The sequence below is a fragment of the Exiguobacterium sp. AT1b genome, assembly GCF_000023045.1.
Classification (GTDB): Bacteria; Bacillota; Bacilli; order Exiguobacteriales; family Exiguobacteriaceae; genus Exiguobacterium.
This window is the reverse complement of the sequence record NC_012673.1, coordinates 1,334,010-1,351,719: the sequence shown is the minus strand read 5'-3', so window position 1 is coordinate 1,351,719 and position 17,710 is coordinate 1,334,010. Positions and strand designations below refer to the sequence as shown.

18 protein-coding genes are annotated in these 17,710 nt (G+C 47.8%); 15 read left to right on the top strand and 3 right to left on the bottom strand.

Annotated elements, in window-relative coordinates; genetic code table 11:
* Nucleotides 1-50 precede the first annotated feature (50 nt).
* Nucleotides 51-803 carry a homing endonuclease associated repeat-containing protein gene (locus EAT1B_RS06850; protein WP_012727425.1) on the bottom strand — a complete coding sequence of 251 codons (753 nt, stop codon included), beginning with the start codon at nt 801-803 and terminating at the stop codon, nt 51-53.
* A 396-nt stretch (nt 804-1,199) separates the two neighbouring features.
* Here EAT1B_RS06850 and EAT1B_RS06845 point away from each other — a divergent pair, with 396 nt between their 5' ends.
* The 8 genes from EAT1B_RS06845 to EAT1B_RS06810 are packed head-to-tail and all read left to right on the top strand — an operon-like array spanning nt 1,200 to nt 10,756.
* Nucleotides 1,200-3,110: a nucleoside-diphosphate sugar epimerase/dehydratase gene (locus tag EAT1B_RS06845; protein WP_012727424.1), complete on the top strand. Its 1,911-nt coding sequence runs from the start codon at nt 1,200-1,202 to the stop codon at nt 3,108-3,110.
* Nucleotides 3,107-4,135, top strand: a complete 1,029-nt coding sequence (locus EAT1B_RS06840; RefSeq protein ID WP_012727423.1) for an NAD-dependent epimerase — start codon at nt 3,107-3,109, stop codon at nt 4,133-4,135. Before EAT1B_RS06845 ends, EAT1B_RS06840 begins: the two co-directional genes overlap by 4 nt.
* The gene (locus EAT1B_RS06835; protein WP_012727422.1) at nt 4,135-5,478 is read left to right on the top strand and encodes a phenylacetate--CoA ligase family protein; all 1,344 of its coding nucleotides are present in this window, start codon (nt 4,135-4,137) and stop codon (nt 5,476-5,478) included. The genes EAT1B_RS06840 and EAT1B_RS06835 overlap by 1 nt, the downstream gene beginning before the upstream one ends.
* Before the next feature lie 17 nt (nt 5,479-5,495).
* Nucleotides 5,496-6,848, top strand: a complete 1,353-nt coding sequence (locus tag EAT1B_RS06830; RefSeq protein ID WP_012727421.1) for a phenylacetate--CoA ligase family protein — start codon at nt 5,496-5,498, stop codon at nt 6,846-6,848.
* A 26-nt stretch (nt 6,849-6,874) separates the two neighbouring features.
* Entirely contained in the window at nt 6,875-8,200 is a 1,326-nt protein-coding gene (locus EAT1B_RS06825) for a nucleotide sugar dehydrogenase (RefSeq protein ID WP_012727420.1), read from the top strand.
* Entirely contained in the window at nt 8,188-9,318 is a 1,131-nt protein-coding gene (locus tag EAT1B_RS06820) for a glycosyltransferase family 4 protein (RefSeq protein ID WP_012727419.1), read from the top strand. The genes EAT1B_RS06825 and EAT1B_RS06820 overlap by 13 nt, the downstream gene beginning before the upstream one ends.
* 33 nt (nt 9,319-9,351) lie before the next feature.
* Complete coding sequence (locus tag EAT1B_RS06815; protein WP_012727418.1) at nt 9,352-10,101, top strand: hypothetical protein; 750 nt, start codon at nt 9,352-9,354, stop codon at nt 10,099-10,101.
* A 4-nt stretch (nt 10,102-10,105) separates the two neighbouring features.
* On the top strand, nt 10,106-10,756 hold the full coding sequence (locus EAT1B_RS06810; RefSeq protein ID WP_012727417.1) for a hypothetical protein: 651 nt from the start codon (nt 10,106-10,108) through the stop codon (nt 10,754-10,756).
* Nucleotides 10,757-10,765: 9 nt separating this feature from the next.
* Here EAT1B_RS06810 and EAT1B_RS06805 read toward each other — a convergent pair whose 3' ends face one another.
* Both EAT1B_RS06805 and EAT1B_RS06800 read right to left on the bottom strand, forming a co-directional pair.
* A complete protein-coding gene (locus EAT1B_RS06805; protein WP_012727416.1) occupies nt 10,766-11,530 on the bottom strand; it encodes a MerR family transcriptional regulator in 765 nt (254 codons plus the stop codon).
* Nucleotides 11,531-11,577: 47 nt separating this feature from the next.
* Nucleotides 11,578-12,042: a GNAT family N-acetyltransferase gene (locus EAT1B_RS06800; RefSeq protein WP_012727415.1), complete on the bottom strand. Its 465-nt coding sequence runs from the start codon at nt 12,040-12,042 to the stop codon at nt 11,578-11,580.
* A gap of 213 nt (nt 12,043-12,255) precedes the next feature.
* Here EAT1B_RS06800 and EAT1B_RS06795 point away from each other — a divergent pair, with 213 nt between their 5' ends.
* From EAT1B_RS06795 to EAT1B_RS06765, 7 genes are all read left to right on the top strand, one after another.
* Nucleotides 12,256-13,962: an alpha-glucosidase gene (locus EAT1B_RS06795; protein ID WP_012727414.1), complete on the top strand. Its 1,707-nt coding sequence runs from the start codon at nt 12,256-12,258 to the stop codon at nt 13,960-13,962.
* 119 nt (nt 13,963-14,081) lie between these two features.
* The gene (locus EAT1B_RS06790) at nt 14,082-14,744 is read left to right on the top strand and encodes a Type 1 glutamine amidotransferase-like domain-containing protein (RefSeq protein WP_012727413.1); all 663 of its coding nucleotides are present in this window, start codon (nt 14,082-14,084) and stop codon (nt 14,742-14,744) included.
* A 34-nt stretch (nt 14,745-14,778) separates the two neighbouring features.
* Nucleotides 14,779-15,339, top strand: a complete 561-nt coding sequence (locus EAT1B_RS06785; protein ID WP_012727412.1) for a GNAT family N-acetyltransferase — start codon at nt 14,779-14,781, stop codon at nt 15,337-15,339.
* A gap of 51 nt (nt 15,340-15,390) precedes the next feature.
* A complete protein-coding gene (locus EAT1B_RS06780; RefSeq protein WP_012727411.1) occupies nt 15,391-15,807 on the top strand; it encodes a DUF1934 domain-containing protein in 417 nt (138 codons plus the stop codon).
* Nucleotides 15,807-16,235: a hypothetical protein gene (locus tag EAT1B_RS06775; RefSeq protein WP_012727410.1), complete on the top strand. Its 429-nt coding sequence runs from the start codon at nt 15,807-15,809 to the stop codon at nt 16,233-16,235. The genes EAT1B_RS06780 and EAT1B_RS06775 overlap by 1 nt, the downstream gene beginning before the upstream one ends.
* A 168-nt stretch (nt 16,236-16,403) precedes the next feature.
* Entirely contained in the window at nt 16,404-16,922 is a 519-nt protein-coding gene (locus EAT1B_RS06770) for a GNAT family N-acetyltransferase (protein WP_012727409.1), read from the top strand.
* A 7-nt stretch (nt 16,923-16,929) separates the two neighbouring features.
* A complete protein-coding gene (locus EAT1B_RS06765; protein ID WP_012727408.1) occupies nt 16,930-17,646 on the top strand; it encodes a hypothetical protein in 717 nt (238 codons plus the stop codon).
* Nucleotides 17,647-17,710: the final 64 nt, after the last annotated feature.

Genomic DNA, 17,710 nt, shown 5'->3' with positions numbered 1-17,710 from the left:
CGTCGACTCGAAAAGAGTCGGCGCTTTTTGTATGAGTTCATCTGTATGGATTACTGTTTTACTTTTTGTTCCTCCATACATTTTAAAGCAGCCGTCCAGCTTCCGAATAAGGCATTGATTGTCGATGTACTTGGAACATTTCGACCTTCGGCCCATTTCCGGTAGTGGAGGATACTAAAATGTGGTAGCTCTGTTTTGGCTAACTGCAAGGCATCAATGACATCTTCCTCATCCCATTTACGTTTCGGAGGAGCGATATCCAAGACAAATAGCGCATAGCTCCATGATCCGTATTTGCGAGCGATTGTCGCTACCGTCGGATAGCCTTTTTCCTGTGCCCAAACGGCGTAATGTTGGGACGTGAGACGCTCTAACTTTTCGGAGGCTTCAATCAAGGCTTGAATGATCCGTTCTTCATTGTTCCGTACCGTTGTCGTTTGAAGCTTGGCTTCACGTAACGCATTCGACCACGAACCGAACCGGCTGCTGATCAGCGTCAAAGAAGGGGCTTGCGAGATTTTTGCCCAGGCACGATACGTTTGGCTCGTGAAGAGTTCAAGTTCTTCTGATGCCTCAATCAGTGCGGTCAAAATATCTTCATCTGAATAATAACGATACAACATCTTAATCTCCGCCGCTTGAACGGCTTCCCGCCAAGAACCAAATTTGTAAATCACGGTCGATAGGGAGGGGACGTCTTTGTTTCGGGCCCATAGTGTGTACTGTTTTGTGTCAAATTCTTCAAGTTCATTCGCTGCTTGTCTTAGGCATGAGAGGATCTGTTGCTCTGTCCATCGTTTCATCGTGATGTCTCTCCTTTTCAGAAGCAAGTCGTGGCTTCAAAGGTCATGGTGTGGTTAAACAATGGTGGTCCTGAAGGAAAGCTAGAATATGTGTCCGGTGACGAGATATGAAAAGGGAGGAACCTGAATCGATTGACTACTTTGGGAGAATGCGACATTCGCAAAATCTCAAAGTGAAAATAATCCAAATGTCCTACCTTCTACTTCCCATAATACCCATATAAATTAAAAATATTCACAAAAGAAAGTAAAAACTCATTACACATTTGTTAAACCGTTTCATGACGAAATGTCATTCGTATCAAAAAGCTATTCTTTTCTTTTGGATTGTGAATCTTGAACGGGTACTTATCTAGCATCAACTCGAAGCTGATTGGGATGGAAGGTGGTGAAAGGATGAGTACTCCAACTGTTCGGTCTCCCATTGATCGAAAAAATGCGCTCTTGATGTTACTCGATATCACGATTGCAGGGCTCGCGATTTTTGTGACGTTTGACCTATTCTTTGCGAATGATCCGACGGTAACGTCTGACCCGCTAGATTTGATCACGATCCTCGGATTGAAGACGCTCGTTCTTCTCATTTTAGGATGGGTGACTCGGGTATACCGAATCGACTGGCGATACGGATCGATGCGTGAGTTGCAATTACTGGCGATTGTGTTGGTCATGAGTGACACGTTCGTCTTATTCGCATCATACGTATTATTGGATGGCTTTTCCTATCAAGCGATTTTTATTCAAAGCTTACTCGCATTTAACGGCATGTTATTTATCCGACTCGTCGCTAGGACACGATCGTTTTTCCAATTTCACGCACCGGTGTCGAATGGAAAAGCTACCTTGGTCATCGGTGGTGGCGAATCGGGTCAAAAAATCATTAAAGAACTGAAAGAACATCGAACGAATGTGCTACATGTGGTCGGGGTGTTGGATGATAATCCAATGCTTCACCGTCTCTACATTCACGGGACACCGGTCATCGGTTCAATCGATTTACTGGAACGAAAAATTGAAGAATTGAATATCGAAGTGGTCGTGTTGGCCATTCCTTCTCTTCCATATGGAGATCGAGTCCAACTATTGAAACGAATCGAAAAGACAGGCGTCGAATCTCATGCACTGCCGATGCTTGCGGAACTCGCATCCGGAAAGGTGTCATTAAATGAGATTCGAGAAGTGGCCATCGAAGATTTGCTCGGCCGTGAACCAGTTCAGCTCGACGTTTCGGAAATCTCTCAGACGTTGAGTGGATTGACCATTTTCATCTCGGGTGCGGGAGGGTCGATTGGCTCAGAGCTTTGTCGTCAATTGATGAAATTCAATCCTGGCAAACTGATCCTGTTTGGACATGGCGAGAATAGCATATATGCAATCGATCGGGAACTCCGCTTACTCGGATCTGATACAGAGATTTGTCCTGTCATCGGTGACGTCCAAGACCGGGCACGGGTGACGGAAGTGTTTGATCAGTATCGACCGGACGTCGTCTATCATGCGGCAGCCCATAAGCACGTTCCGCTCATGGAAGACAACCCGAGAGAGGCTGTGAAAAACAATATATACGGAACGAAGAACATGGTCGAAGCCGCCGATTTCTTTGAAGTGAAGCGCTTCGTCATGATCTCTACAGATAAGGCGGTCAATCCAACAAACGTGATGGGTGCAACGAAACGAGTAGCAGAAATGATCGTCCAACAGCAGGCTCGCCACAGCGAAACGACATTCTCGGTCGTTCGTTTCGGCAACGTCTTAGGAAGTCGTGGCTCCGTCGTTCCGCTCTTTAAAGAACAAATTCAACGGGGCGGACCGATTACGGTGACGCATCCAGAGATGACCCGATACTTTATGACCATCCCGGAAGCGAGTCGCCTCGTCATTCAAGCGAGCGTGCGCGCAAATGGGGGCGAAGTGTTCGTACTAGATATGGGGAATCCCGTCAAAATTGTGGACTTGGCGAAACGGATGATTACACTGAGCGGTTTCACCCTCGAACAAATCCCGATTCATTTCAGTGGCATTCGTCCTGGTGAGAAGCTGTTCGAAGAACTGCTCGCAACGAGCGAACATACGAATCAAGTATATGAAAAGATTTTCGTCGGTTGTACAAGACCCTTTAAATCGGTTGATCCGATTTTGAAAACGATTGAATATCTACTCGATCAATCGAATGGACTCACTTCTTTCTTGTTGTTTGTCGCAAACAACGAACTGCCAGAAGAAGTGATGGAAAGTATTTTTGCGCCACAAATCGAACCGGTACGCATGCGAGTCAACGAGTCAACGCAAAGGAGGAAGTCGTTATGAAAAAAACAGTTCTCGTGACCGGAGTGGCCGGGTTCATTGGTTTTCATCTAGCTCGACGGTTGCTAAAAGAAGGACATCATGTCATCGGGATCGATGTGGTCAATGATTATTACGATCCGAGATTAAAAGAATCAAGACTTCATGTGTTGACGCATCCTCGTTTCAAACTCTATCGTGATGCCCTCGAAAATAAGATGGCAATCACGCGTGTCTTCGAAAAAAACCAACCCCAAGTCGTGGTCAATTTGGCGGCTCAGGCCGGTGTACGCTACAGTCTAGAAAATCCAGATGCTTATATTCAATCCAATATCGTTGGTTTCTTGAACATCTTGGAGGCTTGTCGCTTCTATCCAGTAGAGCAATTGATTTATGCCTCATCTAGCTCGGTTTACGGATCAAATCAGGCGATGCCATTTTCCGAACAACACCCGGTCGATCATCCGCTATCCTTGTATGCGGCTTCGAAGAAGGCAAATGAGTTGATGGCTCATACGTACAGCCATTTGTTCGGTCTAAAAACGACGGGGTTGCGATTCTTTAGCGTCTATGGGCCATGGGGGCGTCCCGATATGGCACTTTACAAATTTACGGAGGCGATTTTAAAAGGCGAGCCAATCGACGTCTACAACTACGGTGAGATGGAACGAGATTTCACATACATCGACGACATCATCGAGTCGATTGTTCGACTTATGGATATCGCACCGATGGCAGACGAGGAGTTTGATTATGAACATCCTCTACCGGATCGGAGTGACGTTCCGTTTCGTGTCTATAACATTGGAAATCAGCAACCGGTATCCTTGATGGATTTTATTCGGACCATCGAAGAGCGAGTCGGAAAGAAAGCCATCCTCAGCTTGTTACCACTCCAGGCGGGTGATGTACCCGCGAGTTTTGCAGACTCCTCCTCTTTGTATGAATCGATTGACTTTCAACCACAGACGTCGATTCGCGATGGCGTAAACGCGTTTATCGACTGGTACATCGCCTATCATCAAGTGTTGAAGGAGGGCATCGAGTAATGGGGATTTTACAGGATCGGATTTATGCACACTCACCGATTCGACTCCAAAATTGGCTGGTTTCCTTATATGGAATCAAGTTATATCGGGAGCGATACGGTCAGTACTATGAGCAGGAATTGGAGCGACTGAGACGTGCTCCAAATGAAGCGTCACCTGATGCAAAACTCAATCACTTGAACCAGTTTCTACAGTTTTGTAATCAACACAACGTGTACTATCAACGACTCTTCAAAAAACACGGGATTACCTTACCCTTAAAGAGCTTAGAAGACTTTAAGCGGATTCCTCCTTTGGAGAAAGAGACGCTTCGAACGGATGAGACCATCTTTTCTAACCTTCATGCCCCGATCATCGGCATGACGGGCGGGACGACGGGGAAATCGATTCAGGTTCGTTTCACCGAATACGATTATCAAATGCGAATGGCGCATCTCGATTTTTTTAAAGAACAACATGGTTTTCGCCGTGGGATGAAGCGAGCTAGTTTTACAGGGCGGATGATTTGTCCAGGTAATCAAAAGAATGCGGTGTATTGGCGATACAACGCCCCGATGAAGCAAATGCTCTACTCGGTCGTGCATTCGAATCCGACGACGATTCCATACTACATCGATTCGTTGAACGAATTTCAACCGGCCGCACTCGACGGTTCACCTTCCGATATGATTGAAATCGCAAAATATTTGAAAACCCATCAAAAGACATTATCGTTCCGACCGGTGGCTTTATTTCCGACCTCGGAGACGCTCACACCATCCGGACGCTTGTTGTTAGAAGAGATGTTCCAAGCGCCGGTTTACGATCAATATGCTTCTTCGGAAGGGGCTCCTATCGTTACGGAGTGTGAGTGCGGGAAGATGCACTTACGCCCTGAGATGGGAATCATCGAGACGGATGCATTTGGAGAGGCGCTCGTCACCAGTTTCACGACGCACGGAACACCGCTGATTCGCTACCGCATTGGCGATCGGATGACCCTCAGTGAAGCGATGTGTCCATGTGGTCGACAGGACACCATTATCGAGTCAATCGATGGTCGTCAAATGAACTATGTTGAGACGCCGGAAGGCTATAAGGTGTTTGAAGGAGATTTGACCGCAGCGGTCGGCGTGCTGCCGAACTCTATTATTCAGATTCAAGTGTTGCAACACAAAATAGACGAAATTGAGATGCTGTACGTGAAGGATGAAGCACGATTTGAGCCTGAACATGAAGTCGCGCTCCAAAAAGAAGTCGAGCGTCTGTTTACTTCACGAATGAAAGTTCTTTTACGAGATGTGAAAAGCATCAAGAAAGAAAAGAACGGAAAAGTCCGAGTCGTGAAACGACTCTACACTTAGCGAGAGGAGACTACACCATGGCAGGGTTTGCGCTTCGTGATTTATACATGAAATCACCGATTCGATTACAACAATGGATGACGACATTGTATGGAATGAAACTATGGCAAGAACGGTACGGACGCACATATGAGCGTGAGTTAGTCGTTTTAGCCAATCGTCCCAAAGATGGGGCAGTCGTTGCAGCCGATCAATTGAAGCGACTCAATGCGTTTCTCGAATTTTGTGCGACGAACAATGCATATTATCAAAAACTGTTTGAAGAAAACGAGATTGTTCTTCCCCTCCAATCGATGGAAGAGTTGAAGCGCATCCCGATCCTCGAAAAAGAAACAGTTCGTAAAAATCCAGACATCCATTCGAACATCAAAACAGACATTCTTGGACGGACCGGTGGAACGACAGGGACGTCCCTACAAGTTCATTTTACGAAAGAAGACTATCAAAGACGTATGGCCCACGTTGACTTTTTCAAAGCACAACACGGGTTTGTCAGAGGAATGAAACGAGCCAGTTTTACAGGACGGAAAATTTGTAATCCGAATCAAGAAAAGCCTGTATTTTGGCGCTACAATCGACCGCTCAATCAAATGCTATTCTCGCTCTACCATGTCAACCCTCAGACTATCCCTCATTACATCGACGCATTAAATCGATTCAAGCCAATTGTATTAGACAGTGCACCGTCTGCCATGATTGAAATCGCGAAATACATTAAAGAAAATCAGGTTCCACTTGAATTTCAATTACTGGCTATTTTTCCGACAGCCGAAACGATTACGCCTCAAGGAAGAGCCATCTTAGAAGAGGCGTTTGGGGCCCCGGTCTTTGATCAGTACGCGTCTTCGGAAGGGGCACCGATTTTAACGGAATGTACCCATGGCAATATGCATCTCCACCATGAAACAGGCGTGATCGAGTCGTATGGGGATCACGAGGAAATTTTAGTGACGAGCTTTACGACCCATGGGACACCGCTCGTTCGTTACCGGATTGGCGATCGGATGAAAATTGGAGAGGGGACATGTGCTTGTGGACAGGGAGGAACATTCGTCACTTCCATTGAGGGACGCGAAAGCAATTATGTACTCACTCCGAACAAACAAAAAATCTACGAAGGAGATTTGACGACCGTTGTCCGAGTGTTACCCAACTCGGTCATCCAAACGCAGTATCGGCAACATGATTTGTATCATATCGAATTAAAATACGTCCCGGATCTTGAACGTTTCAAGCCAGAACATGAAGAGATTATGAGGAGCGAGCTTGAACTACTGTTCGGCAAAGAGGTCGTGATTACGTTGACCGCCGTGCAATCGATTCCTCGGGGACCGAATGGAAAAGTCATTGTGATTGATAAAACCGCATAATTCCGAATCTCAGGAGGCAGATGGACATGGATAAACTCATCTCAGAATCACGTACAACACGAAAAACCATTGCCAATCGTCACGTAGCTGTTGTCGGACTAGGATATGTCGGACTCCCTGTCGCTGTTGCGTTAGGTGGTGTAGGTGACGTCATCGGAGTAGACATCAATGAAACGCGAATCAATGAGCTGAATCATCATCTCGACAGCACGCGAGAGGTAGAGTCAGTAGACCTTGAGCAAGCAGCGGTCTTATATACGACGGATGTCGCCAAACTTGGAGAGGCGGATTTCATTATCGTGGCTGTGCCGACACCCATCAATGATCAAAATCAACCAGATCTAGGACCGATTTGTAGCGCAACTCGTGCTGTTGGGGCGCATTTAAGACCGGGCACGATTGTCGTATACGAATCTACGGTCTATCCGGGACTGACAGAGGAAGAGTGTATCCCCTTACTTGAAAAAACTTCAGGTCTCCGGGCCGGGATCGATTTTAAAGTCGGCTACTCTCCAGAACGAATCAATCCGGGCGACCGTGAGCATACGTTCCGCACAATCAAAAAAGTCGTGGCTGCCGAGGATGAAGAAACACTCGATGTGGTAGCGGCTGTTTATGAGACGGTAGTCGATGCTGGCGTTCATCGCGCCTCCTCGATTAAAGTGGCTGAGGCGGCCAAAGTGATTGAGAATACACAACGGGATTTGAATATCGCGTTGATGAATGAATTGGCCATCATCTTCGATCGCATGAACATCGATACGCTCGAGGTGTTAGAGGCTGCCGGGACGAAATGGAACTTCCTAAACTTCCGACCAGGTCTAGTCGGTGGACATTGTATCGGCGTCGACCCATTCTATTTGACGATGAAGTCTGAAATGCTCGGTTATCATCCGGAAGTGATTTTAGCAGGTCGTCGAATCAACGAGACGATGGGACGTTTCGTCGCCACATCATTGATAAAAACGATGATTAGTCAAAACATGGCCATTCTCGGATCGCGCGTAACGGTCCTCGGGATGTCCTTCAAAGAGAACGTCAGTGATATCCGAAATTCGAAAGTGGCTTCCTTGATTCGAGAGGTCGAGGAGTTCGGCTTAGAAGTGCAAGTGTGTGACCCGCTCGTCGATCCGGAAGAGGTACGACGAGAGTATGGAATCGATGTCAAATCATACTGTGACTTAAAACCAGCGGATGTCGTCATCTATGCCGTGTCTCACGATGAATTCGTTCAAGAGGGTTGGACGATTGCGAAACGCCAGCTGAAGTTAGGTCGTGGCATCGTCATTGACTTGAAAGGCATGCTCGATCGCGCGATGAAGCCGGAGGAGGTGCACTTATGGCGCCTTTAAAGATTCTCCAGTTCTGCGCTGTCGATATGACAGCGGATGTGTTGCTACGTCCTCTCATTGAGTCGCTGAAGGCGGAAGGGCACGAAGTCGACGTCGCGTGTGCTTACGGTGATCGGACGGATCGTCTTCGGGACGAAGGATGGGTCATTCATACGTTGCCAATCGATCGAAAGTTTAGCCCGAAGCGTAATCTACAGACCATTCAAGAGTTGGTGAGGTTATTGCGCCGCGAAAAATATGATGCCATTCACGTCCACACCCCGGTGGCCGCAGCGTTAGGGCGAGTCGCGGCCCGCATTGCCAGGACACCACATATTCTCTATACCGCACATGGATTTTACTTTCACGAACGAATGGGTCGAATCGCATACGAACTCGTCTTCTGGTTAGAGAAATCACTCGCGGCATTAGCGACCGATTGGTTGTTGCTCCAAAGCGAGGAAGATTACTCACTCGCTAAAACAAGACATTTCAAAGAGGACGAACGATTGATGCATCTCGGAAACGGGATTGATTTAAATCGATTTTATCCGACAGAGAAACACATTTCCCCAGAACATTTAAAGTTCTTGTTTGTCGGAAGGCTCGTTCAAGAAAAAGGAATCCTAGATTTACTTCAGGCGTTCGATGAACTGACGAAACGCTATCCGAACGCGACGTTGACGATTGCTGGAGAGTTGATGACGAGTGAACGTGATCAAGAGACGGCGAAACAAGTCGAGGCGCATTTAGCCCAAAATCCACAGATTCATTACGCCGGATTCGTTCGGGATACCCCCTCTTTATTTGCAGCACACGACGTCTTTTTACTTCCCTCTTATCGTGAAGGATTGCCACGCTCTATTCTTGAAGCCATGGCGTCCGGATTACCTGTCATCGCTACCGATATCCGTGGCTGTCGAGAAGAAGTCACGGATGGGGAAACCGGCTTTCTCGTTCCGGTCGGTCGACCTGAGGCACTGACCTTGGCGATGCGCTGGTTCATTGAACATCCTGAACAGTGTTATTCATTCGGGCAACGTGGTCGCGAAGTGGTCGAAGAAAAATTTGACGAAACGAAAATTTTAAGTCGTCAACTTCACCTGTTCGCACAAATTAGTAGCCGTGAAGTGGGATGAACCGATACGTCAATCACGTAAGGGGGAGGCGACATGGGAAAGCAACAACTGATTGATCACTTACAAGAGGCTTCTTCGGAAGGTCGCCTCACCATCTACATGTATCAGAAATGGCAAAAGATTCACGGCGGGGCAACCGTGGTGGAATTATTGGAAACGTATGGATCATGGTCGAACGTACTACGATTGGCTGGATTGGAACAGCAAACGCCACGGTTCACAAAGAAGGAAATGATTCAAATGCTTCGTGAAGCGGCGAAAGAGCATGATTCATTCAATAGTGCAGATTATCGAAAGTGGGCCATGACCAATGATGCACCGACGTTGACGGAGGTCGTCATTCAGTTCGGGTCGTGGAAAGTGGCACTGATTGAAGCGAATTTGAAGAGTATCATTTCGCTCGATCAAAAATGCGAAATCATCCAATCATTACTCGATGCCAATGAAGAGATTCATCCCTTGACGTCGACCGCTTACGCCAAATGGGCCAAGCAGAACCAACGTCCGAGTATCACAAAAGTCGTGAGGCGTTTCGGATCCTGGTCCCAAGCGTTAGACGAGATTGGCATCTCTACGCGCGAACTGTTCACGGAGAAGCAGATGATGGATGCGCTACACGAGGCAGATGAACATTTGACGGCTCTCTCACCGTGGGGGTATGAAGTGTGGCAAAAAGAAAAGGGCAACCGTCCGACATTAAAAGACATTCAACAAATGTTTGGTTCATTTGATGTGGCGGTCCGGGAGATGCGTCAAACCGCAAATCAGAGTGGAGGGAGATGAAAAGATGCGAATTGTACTCTGCACGGGTGACCATTGGAGTTCAACACTTGTCTATCAAGCGATACGGGATTTAGGCGTCACGCATGTGATTATGGAAGATGGTCCGACACCGACTCATGTCGACACGTGGAAAGGACTTCTGACACAATCGTACATTCGCTTCCTGACTCCCATGATGCGGCGATTCAGTCGAGAACGAATCAAGGAGTTGCAGTCACGGTATGCGTTCTGTGACGATCCGATTCCAGAACAGCGTATAGCACGTGTCGTTTCCCTACAAGACAAGAAAGCGGAACATACGATTCGACACCTACAACCTGACGTCATCATCATGTACGAAGCTGCAGAAATGAACGAACGATTTTTACAAGAGATGAACTGTCCCATCTTAACCATCACCCCATCGATGGCAGTAGGACAACGACATGCGTATTGGGGATTCCATACCCACACATCGAGAAAAGAAGTTCAACTTTGCCAGTGGACGAAAAAAGGATGGACCCCACTAGCGAGTGAGGTCATCTATACCGGTGGAACAGACAACTTCTCGACCTTCCCTTATATTTATTTGGCGACGAGTCTCCCGATGTTACAAAAACATCTTCAAATAGGGTCGCAAGAAGACACCGAGCGACGACAAAAAGTCCAAGCCTGAGGCTTGGACTTAACTATTCGCGATACAATAGTATTGGATGGCCTCGTTATAATACGCAGCGAGCCCCGGCTCGAAGCGATCATAAAATTCCGTGAATCGCTCATCCGCCACATACATCTGCCCGAGTCCGCTGAACATGTCGAGTGAACAGTCGTAGAAGTGCGTGTCGATGAACAGATGATTGTCTTTCACAATCGATTGAACGCGGTCGTCCTCGATTGCGACTTGTGAACGAAATAAATCAACGAGTGGCGCAATTAAATCGAGTTGCATTTGATTGATCCGTTCCCAGTCTTCTTTGGAACGTGTCGATGCCCGTTCTTGCGCGGTTTTGTAAGCTGTACTGTCTCCCCAACGCTCTTGTACCTCATCTTGATGCTTCGCCTCATGAGCTTGAATCTCCTCGTAAGACAATCCGTTAAACAATGATTTGTCATCCATCGGAATCCCTCCTTTGAGTGAGGTGAGGGTCGCTTCTGCCGTCTCGGCAAGCTGAGCGAAATAGGCTGCTTTCTGTCGCAACGCCTCGATATGTCCGCTCAACACATCAATCCGGTTGAACGTCGTTGAATCAAGCAATTCCTCGATTTGATCGAGGGGAACATCGAGCGTGCGATAGAGTAAGATGAGTTGCAATCGCTCCGCGTCGCTCGAAGAATAACGCCGATAGCCGTTGACGTCGCGACTCGCGACGAGAAGACCGATTGCGTCATAATGTCGAAGCGTTCGTGTTGTCGTTCCAGCGAGTGATGCAAGTTGTTGAATCGAATACATCCCTTCACCTCCTTAGTCAAAGCGTAAAGGTTGACGTGACGTCAAGGTCAAGCCTGTTTTTCAAATAATGAGAATCCGTTTCGTTCGCCCATATAGCGGAAGCCGAACCGAGGATAGTAGTTATTCAAGAAGGCGTTGTCCGCGACACAGTCCAATCGAATGGTCGAAGGTGTGTTTGCTAAGGCATGCTGCATCAAACGTTCCCCGATGCGTTCTCCTTTTACGTTCGAGTCCGTGACGAGTCGGTGCAAATAGACGGCCCCGTCCGCGTCATCCCATAGATTATGGTCCCAGTCGGTCGGTGGGATGAGACTGACGGCACCGACGACGTGATTGTCACGTTCATACACAAACACAGTCCCTTTCGTTAAATCGTGTCGCACATAATCCGAGCGACTCGGCTCTAAATATTTGACCCATTGCGACTTCCCGGCTGTCTGAAACTCTTTCGCTTTCTTTACGATCAATTGGTCGATAGCTGAAAAATCATCAAGTGTAGCCAATCGAAACATGATGAAGCACCTCGCTTTCATTTCTTTTCAAAATCGTGTAGGGTACACGTTGAGTATGCTGATGAAACATCTTTGTATCATCGAATGTTTTTTGGTAAGATAAATTTATTGCATCGTGCAAACGATTGCGCTAATGATATAAAGTTCACAGCACGAATAAGATAAGTATAAATGATGAGCAGTGAGTTTTGGGATAAGGAGTATCTAGATCACATGCAACTTTTACAACGAGAACAACAACAGACACAAACGCTTAAACGCAACTGGTGGAAAGAAGCCGTCGCCTATCAGATTTATCCGCGTAGCTTTTATGACGCGAACGGAGACGGAATTGGAGATATTCAAGGAATCATTGATAAGCTCGACTATTTGAAAGACCTTGGCATTGACGTCATCTGGATTTGCCCGATGTACAAATCGCCAAACGATGATAACGGGTATGATATTAGTGACTACCAGGACATCATGGACGAATTCGGTACGATGGAAGACTTCGACCGCTTATTGGACGAGGTGCATCAGCGCGGTATGAAACTGTTGCTCGACCTCGTCGTCAACCATACGTCGGATGAGCACCCTTGGTTCATTGAATCGAAGAGCTCAAAAGACAATCCGAAGCGCGACTGGTATATCTGGCGTGACGGAAAACCGGACGGATCGAAGCCGAACAACTGGGAATCCATCTTTGGCGGCTCGGCTTGGGAGTTCGATGAAGCGACGGAGCAATACTACTTGCACGTCTTCTCGAAGAAACAGCCAGACCTCAACTGGGAAAACGCGGAGATGCGTACAGCCGTATACGACATGATTAACTGGTGGCTCGAAAAAGGAATCGACGGGTTCCGTGTCGATGCCATCAGCCACATCCGCAAGAATCCGACGTTCGCCGACTTGCCGAACCCGAACGACCTCGACTTTGTACCGTCATTCGAGATGCACATGAACGTGGACGGGATTCACGACTATTTAGAAGAACTTCGTGACGAGACGTTCAATAAGCATGACATCATGACGGTCGGTGAAGCGAACGGGGTATCGCCTGACGATGCGCACCTTTGGGTCGGTGAAAAAGAAGGGAAGATGAACATGGTCTTCCAATTCGAACACATGGACCTATGGAGTGAAGATGCCGATTCGAAACTCGATGTCGTTCACTTGAAGAACGTGTTGACGAAATGGCAAAAAGGACTTGAAGCCGACGGATGGAACGCACTTTACGTCGAAAACCATGACCAGACACGTACGGTCTCGAAGTGGGGAGACGACGAGCGTTACTGGAAAGAAAGTGCCAAGTCGATTGCGATGATGTACTTCCTCATGCAAGGGACGCCGTTCATCTATCAAGGTCAAGAAATCGGGATGACGAACGTCAAATTCGATTCAATCGACCAATATGATGACATCGCGACACGCAACCGCTACTATATCGGCGTCGAGCAAGGGAAGAGTCATGACGAGATGATGCGCATCACGTGGAACTCATCACGCGACAACACACGCACACCGATGCAGTGGAGTGATGCTCCGAACGCTGGCTTCACGTTCGCAGAGAAGCCATGGGTCGGCATCAATCCGAACTATACGGATATCAACGTCGAATCACAGCTTGAAGATGAGGACTCCATCTTTAATTTCTATAAAGAGATGATTCAACTTCGTAAAGACGATGAGACGTTTGTATACGGGGCGTATGATGTCGTCTTGCCGGATCACCCGGAAGTCTATGCGTATACGCGTACGCTCGGTGACACGCAGTACCTTGTCGTCACGAACTTGACGGCGAAAGAGACGATGTTCGATATGGACCAGACACTTCGTGCGAAAGATGTCGTCTTGAGCAACATGCCGGTTGAAGGCGATGCGGAATCGTCGCTCCTTCACTTGAAACCGTTCGAAGGTCGCGTGTATAAAATCAGCTAATGTTTCAGAACTCCAAGGTCGTGGACGAAAATTCGTCTACGGCCTTTTTTGTTGGAAAAAGGGGATAACGGCGACTCATGCGAACTCCTTATAGGGAGATGAAGAAGGAGGGAACGTAAATGAAACTGTTATTAACGTCAGCCGGAATCAAAAACGAAAGCATCAAGCGGGCACTTCAAGAATTATTAGACAAGCCGATTGAAGAGTGTGTGGCACTCTGTATTCCGACAGCGATTTATGCGTTGAACGGTGGAACGCAGCACGCATGGAACTTTTTTAACGGAGATTTCTCGACACCGATGTGTGAGTTGGGCTGGAAGTCGGTCGGGGTGCTCGAACTGAGCGCGCTCCCGAGTATCGATGAATCGGTGTGGAGACCGGCATTTGAACAGGCCGACGTCCTGTTAGTGAACGGTGGCGACCCGCTCTTTTTACATCATTGGATGAAACAGTCCGGGGTGGCGGCGTTGCTCCCATCTTGGGAAGGCGTCTACGTCGGATTGAGTGCGGGGAGTATGGTGATGACGCCACGAATCGGCGAGGAGTTTGTCGGATGGCGCGCATCCGATGAGCAGAGCGATGAGACGTTAGGGTTTGTCGACTTCTCAATCTTTCCACATCTCGACCATGACATGTTACCGGGGAACACGTCACGTCATGCAGCAGATTGGGCGGAAGCGCTACAGGCACCGGCCTATGCGATTGACGACGAGACGGCGATTCGCATGAAGGATGGGAAGGTCGATGTGATTTCGGAAGGGAATTGGAAGAAGTTTTTCTGACTGTATAAAAGCAATAGGAAGGGGACATGAGAGATTGAACCGATTTACTCATCAACGAAAAACGAATCGAATCATCGTACGACCGTTAGAGAAGCAGGATTATGACGCATGGTTAAGTGGTTTTACAAATCGTCGTATTTCGCAACACGTGTACGATCCCGGGAAATTAGACATGAGCGACTGTACGTCCGTTTGGTTTGACCAGCTAGTCGACAATCATCAATCACTCGCACATGAAGACGAGGCACATGTCTTCGCCGTTTTCCGGCTTGAAGATGGGATACACCTCGGCATGGTGGATTTTTCTACTCTTGCGCGAGATGCGTTTCAATGGGGGAGGGTCGGGTATACGATTCATAATCAACATTGGGGTCAAGGGTATGGGACAGAAGCGGTCGACCTGGCGATGCGTATTGCTTTTGACGACTTGAACTTTCAACGAATCGAGGCACATATCAATCTCGATAATGAGGCATCCATTCGTCTCGCGGAGCGTGTCGGCATGTCGTATGAGTGCACGAGAGAAGGGTTTATCTTTGAGAACGAAGATTGGGTAGACCATCTCGTCTACGTGAAAACGAAGCGCCGTCGATAGAACGACTCCTACCACATATGGTACGATGAGTTGACGGAAAGGGGGATGAGCATGGCGATTGAACCACTTCGCGTGCGTGTCCAGCAAACAACACGGATGAGTGACATGCCAGAGTCAATCGAGCTCTCGGCAGACGGTTTATACTATCCATTGAAGACTGGCTTTATTTTAATGTTTGACCAACAACAAGAGGACGGGGCGGTCCCGACGACAATCAAGTACACGCCGGAACGATTGGCGCTGATTTGTAAGGGACCGATTGAGATGAACCACTCCTTCATCGAAGGTCGCTTCACGCAAAGCTTATACAAGAATCCATATATGTCGATGACGATGGCGACGACGACATCGCGCCTCGATGTCTCGGAAGAATCATGTACGTTCGTATATGAGTTGTCCATGAATGAAGAAGATGTTGGCATATATGAAGTACGTGTCACGTGGACATTTGAAGGAGGAGAAGAGTGATGAACTTTACAGAACGCGTAAACAAGATTGAAGAGATGTTGAACGAAGACTGGTTCGAGATGCTCGAAACGAACGAAGAAGAATATGAAGAGTGGCGCGGTCGTCTCGAGGATCATGCCGAACAAGTCATCACGCACTATGACCAGGAGAACGGGGTCGATGTCAATTCGATTGATAAACTGCTTCAATTGAACGATGAGTTCCCGCTCCTTTACGGGGAGGACACCGTTCGCCTGTATATCGCACTCATCGAGGCACGCCCAGAGGACAAAGCGGTCTACGATCGGTACGTCGATTATTTGGCAGCCATCAGCGATGCATCGCACGAACAGTTCTTACATTTCCATACGCTCGTCGAAGCAGGACGGTTGGAAGAGGCGAGACAACTTGCTCCACACATGCCGCAACGTCTCGGACTCGAAGGATAAGCATACCGAAAGTGTCATCTGAACAAGGTGGCACTTTTTTTCATGCCTGAAAGGGGACAAACTTTGACGAGAACGTCTATTTTATTTCGATTGTGCGTTCCCTAAGATGAAGGAACAAGGAAATCAATTTAGAGAACACGAATGGAAAGGAATAAAGGGGGAAATGGGATGTTAAGACTAATTAAGACGTCTGTCGAACAAAAAGAACAGATTCTAGCATTTTTAGAGGAATGGTACGAACGGGATGAACGAATCGTCCCGACCTCGGTGGACCGTGAAACAACAGACTTCGAGGCGTACGTCAACACGTTACGTCAGAAAGAGTTACGTGAGAATATAGAGGAAGGCTGGGTCCCGAGCACGACGTATTGGCTTACGGACGGAGAGGAGCTTCTCGGGGCGGCAAACATTCGTCACGAGTTGAACGAATCGCTCTTGAAGATTGGTGGGCATGTCGGGTACGGGGTGAAACCGAGTGCGCGCGGGCGCGGACTCGCTACCATCCAACTACAACTTGCGCTCGAGAAAGTGAAAGAGCTCGGAATCGAGCGTGCACTCATCACGTGTAACCGGACAAACGTCGCTTCCCGTCAAGTCATTTTAAACAATGGGGGCGTCGCGGACACACCGTATACGGAAGAAGACGGGACGATCGTCGAGCGGTTTTGGATTGACTTGAAAGGGTGAAGACGAGATGGCGAACTGGATTATCATCTATTTGGCGCTGATTAATTTCTTCGGCATCTATTTGTTCCGGGAAGAGACCGTTCCTTCAAAGAAATGGTTCTCATTCTCGAGCGGGATCGCCATCACGTACTTCTTCATGTATCTCTTACCGTCGTTGAACAAACGCCAGGACACGCTTCGTGTCGATTGGTTGAATTTGGCGTTACCTTCTGAGATTTATATTGTCAGTCTTATCGGATTCACGGTATTTTATGGCACGATGCGGTTCGTTCGAACCCCTCACTTTCAAGATGAGGCGGTCGATCGGGCCGTTTCGTATTGGCTACAGGTGACACTTCTCACGGCCTATATGTCCTTTTCGGCGTACGTGGTGACGGCCGACTCGGTGACATTCGTTGCAAGAAGCTTCTATGCGACAGCGCTCGGCGTGCATTTTTTGGCGCTCGGGCATGACTTAAATCGCCATTATGGTGAACGTTACATGCGACAAGGACGCTATTTGTTGAGTGGTGGGATTTTGCTCGGTGGGTTCTTCTCACGCTGGATTGACTTGGCCGCGCACGTTGAAGCGCTCTGTTTTGCCTTCGTGGCCGGAGCGATGATTCTCAATATCGTGAAGTTTGAACTCCCATCGGATCGAAATCTGCACTTCCGCACATTCGTATTGGCCGTGTGCAGTTATGGGGGATTATTGCTCATCTTGAAACATCTTCTAAACTTCTGACGAGAACTTCATAAAAATGAATGACTGTTCATTCATCATTTGATATACTGAATTCAAGATTGAA

What these genes read in the sequence shown, in the direction of transcription:
- EAT1B_RS06850 (WP_012727425.1), bottom strand. Translation starts at nt 803, where the DNA reads ATGAAACGATGGACAGAGCAACAGATCCTCTCATGCCTAAGACAAGCA.
- EAT1B_RS06845 (WP_012727424.1), top strand. Translation starts at nt 1,200, where the DNA reads ATGAGTACTCCAACTGTTCGGTCTCCCATTGATCGAAAAAATGCGCTC.
- EAT1B_RS06840 (WP_012727423.1), top strand. Translation starts at nt 3,107, where the DNA reads ATGAAAAAAACAGTTCTCGTGACCGGAGTGGCCGGGTTCATTGGTTTT.
- EAT1B_RS06835 (WP_012727422.1), top strand. Translation starts at nt 4,135, where the DNA reads ATGGGGATTTTACAGGATCGGATTTATGCACACTCACCGATTCGACTC.
- EAT1B_RS06830 (WP_012727421.1), top strand. Translation starts at nt 5,496, where the DNA reads ATGGCAGGGTTTGCGCTTCGTGATTTATACATGAAATCACCGATTCGA.
- EAT1B_RS06825 (WP_012727420.1), top strand. Translation starts at nt 6,875, where the DNA reads ATGGATAAACTCATCTCAGAATCACGTACAACACGAAAAACCATTGCC.
- EAT1B_RS06820 (WP_012727419.1), top strand. Translation starts at nt 8,188, where the DNA reads ATGGCGCCTTTAAAGATTCTCCAGTTCTGCGCTGTCGATATGACAGCG.
- EAT1B_RS06815 (WP_012727418.1), top strand. Translation starts at nt 9,352, where the DNA reads ATGGGAAAGCAACAACTGATTGATCACTTACAAGAGGCTTCTTCGGAA.
- EAT1B_RS06810 (WP_012727417.1), top strand. Translation starts at nt 10,106, where the DNA reads ATGCGAATTGTACTCTGCACGGGTGACCATTGGAGTTCAACACTTGTC.
- EAT1B_RS06805 (WP_012727416.1), bottom strand. Translation starts at nt 11,530, where the DNA reads ATGTATTCGATTCAACAACTTGCATCACTCGCTGGAACGACAACACGA.
- EAT1B_RS06800 (WP_012727415.1), bottom strand. Translation starts at nt 12,042, where the DNA reads ATGTTTCGATTGGCTACACTTGATGATTTTTCAGCTATCGACCAATTG.
- EAT1B_RS06795 (WP_012727414.1), top strand. Translation starts at nt 12,256, where the DNA reads ATGCAACTTTTACAACGAGAACAACAACAGACACAAACGCTTAAACGC.
- EAT1B_RS06790 (WP_012727413.1), top strand. Translation starts at nt 14,082, where the DNA reads ATGAAACTGTTATTAACGTCAGCCGGAATCAAAAACGAAAGCATCAAG.
- EAT1B_RS06780 (WP_012727411.1), top strand. Translation starts at nt 15,391, where the DNA reads ATGGCGATTGAACCACTTCGCGTGCGTGTCCAGCAAACAACACGGATG.
- EAT1B_RS06775 (WP_012727410.1), top strand. Translation starts at nt 15,807, where the DNA reads ATGAACTTTACAGAACGCGTAAACAAGATTGAAGAGATGTTGAACGAA.
- EAT1B_RS06770 (WP_012727409.1), top strand. Translation starts at nt 16,404, where the DNA reads ATGTTAAGACTAATTAAGACGTCTGTCGAACAAAAAGAACAGATTCTA.
- EAT1B_RS06765 (WP_012727408.1), top strand. Translation starts at nt 16,930, where the DNA reads ATGGCGAACTGGATTATCATCTATTTGGCGCTGATTAATTTCTTCGGC.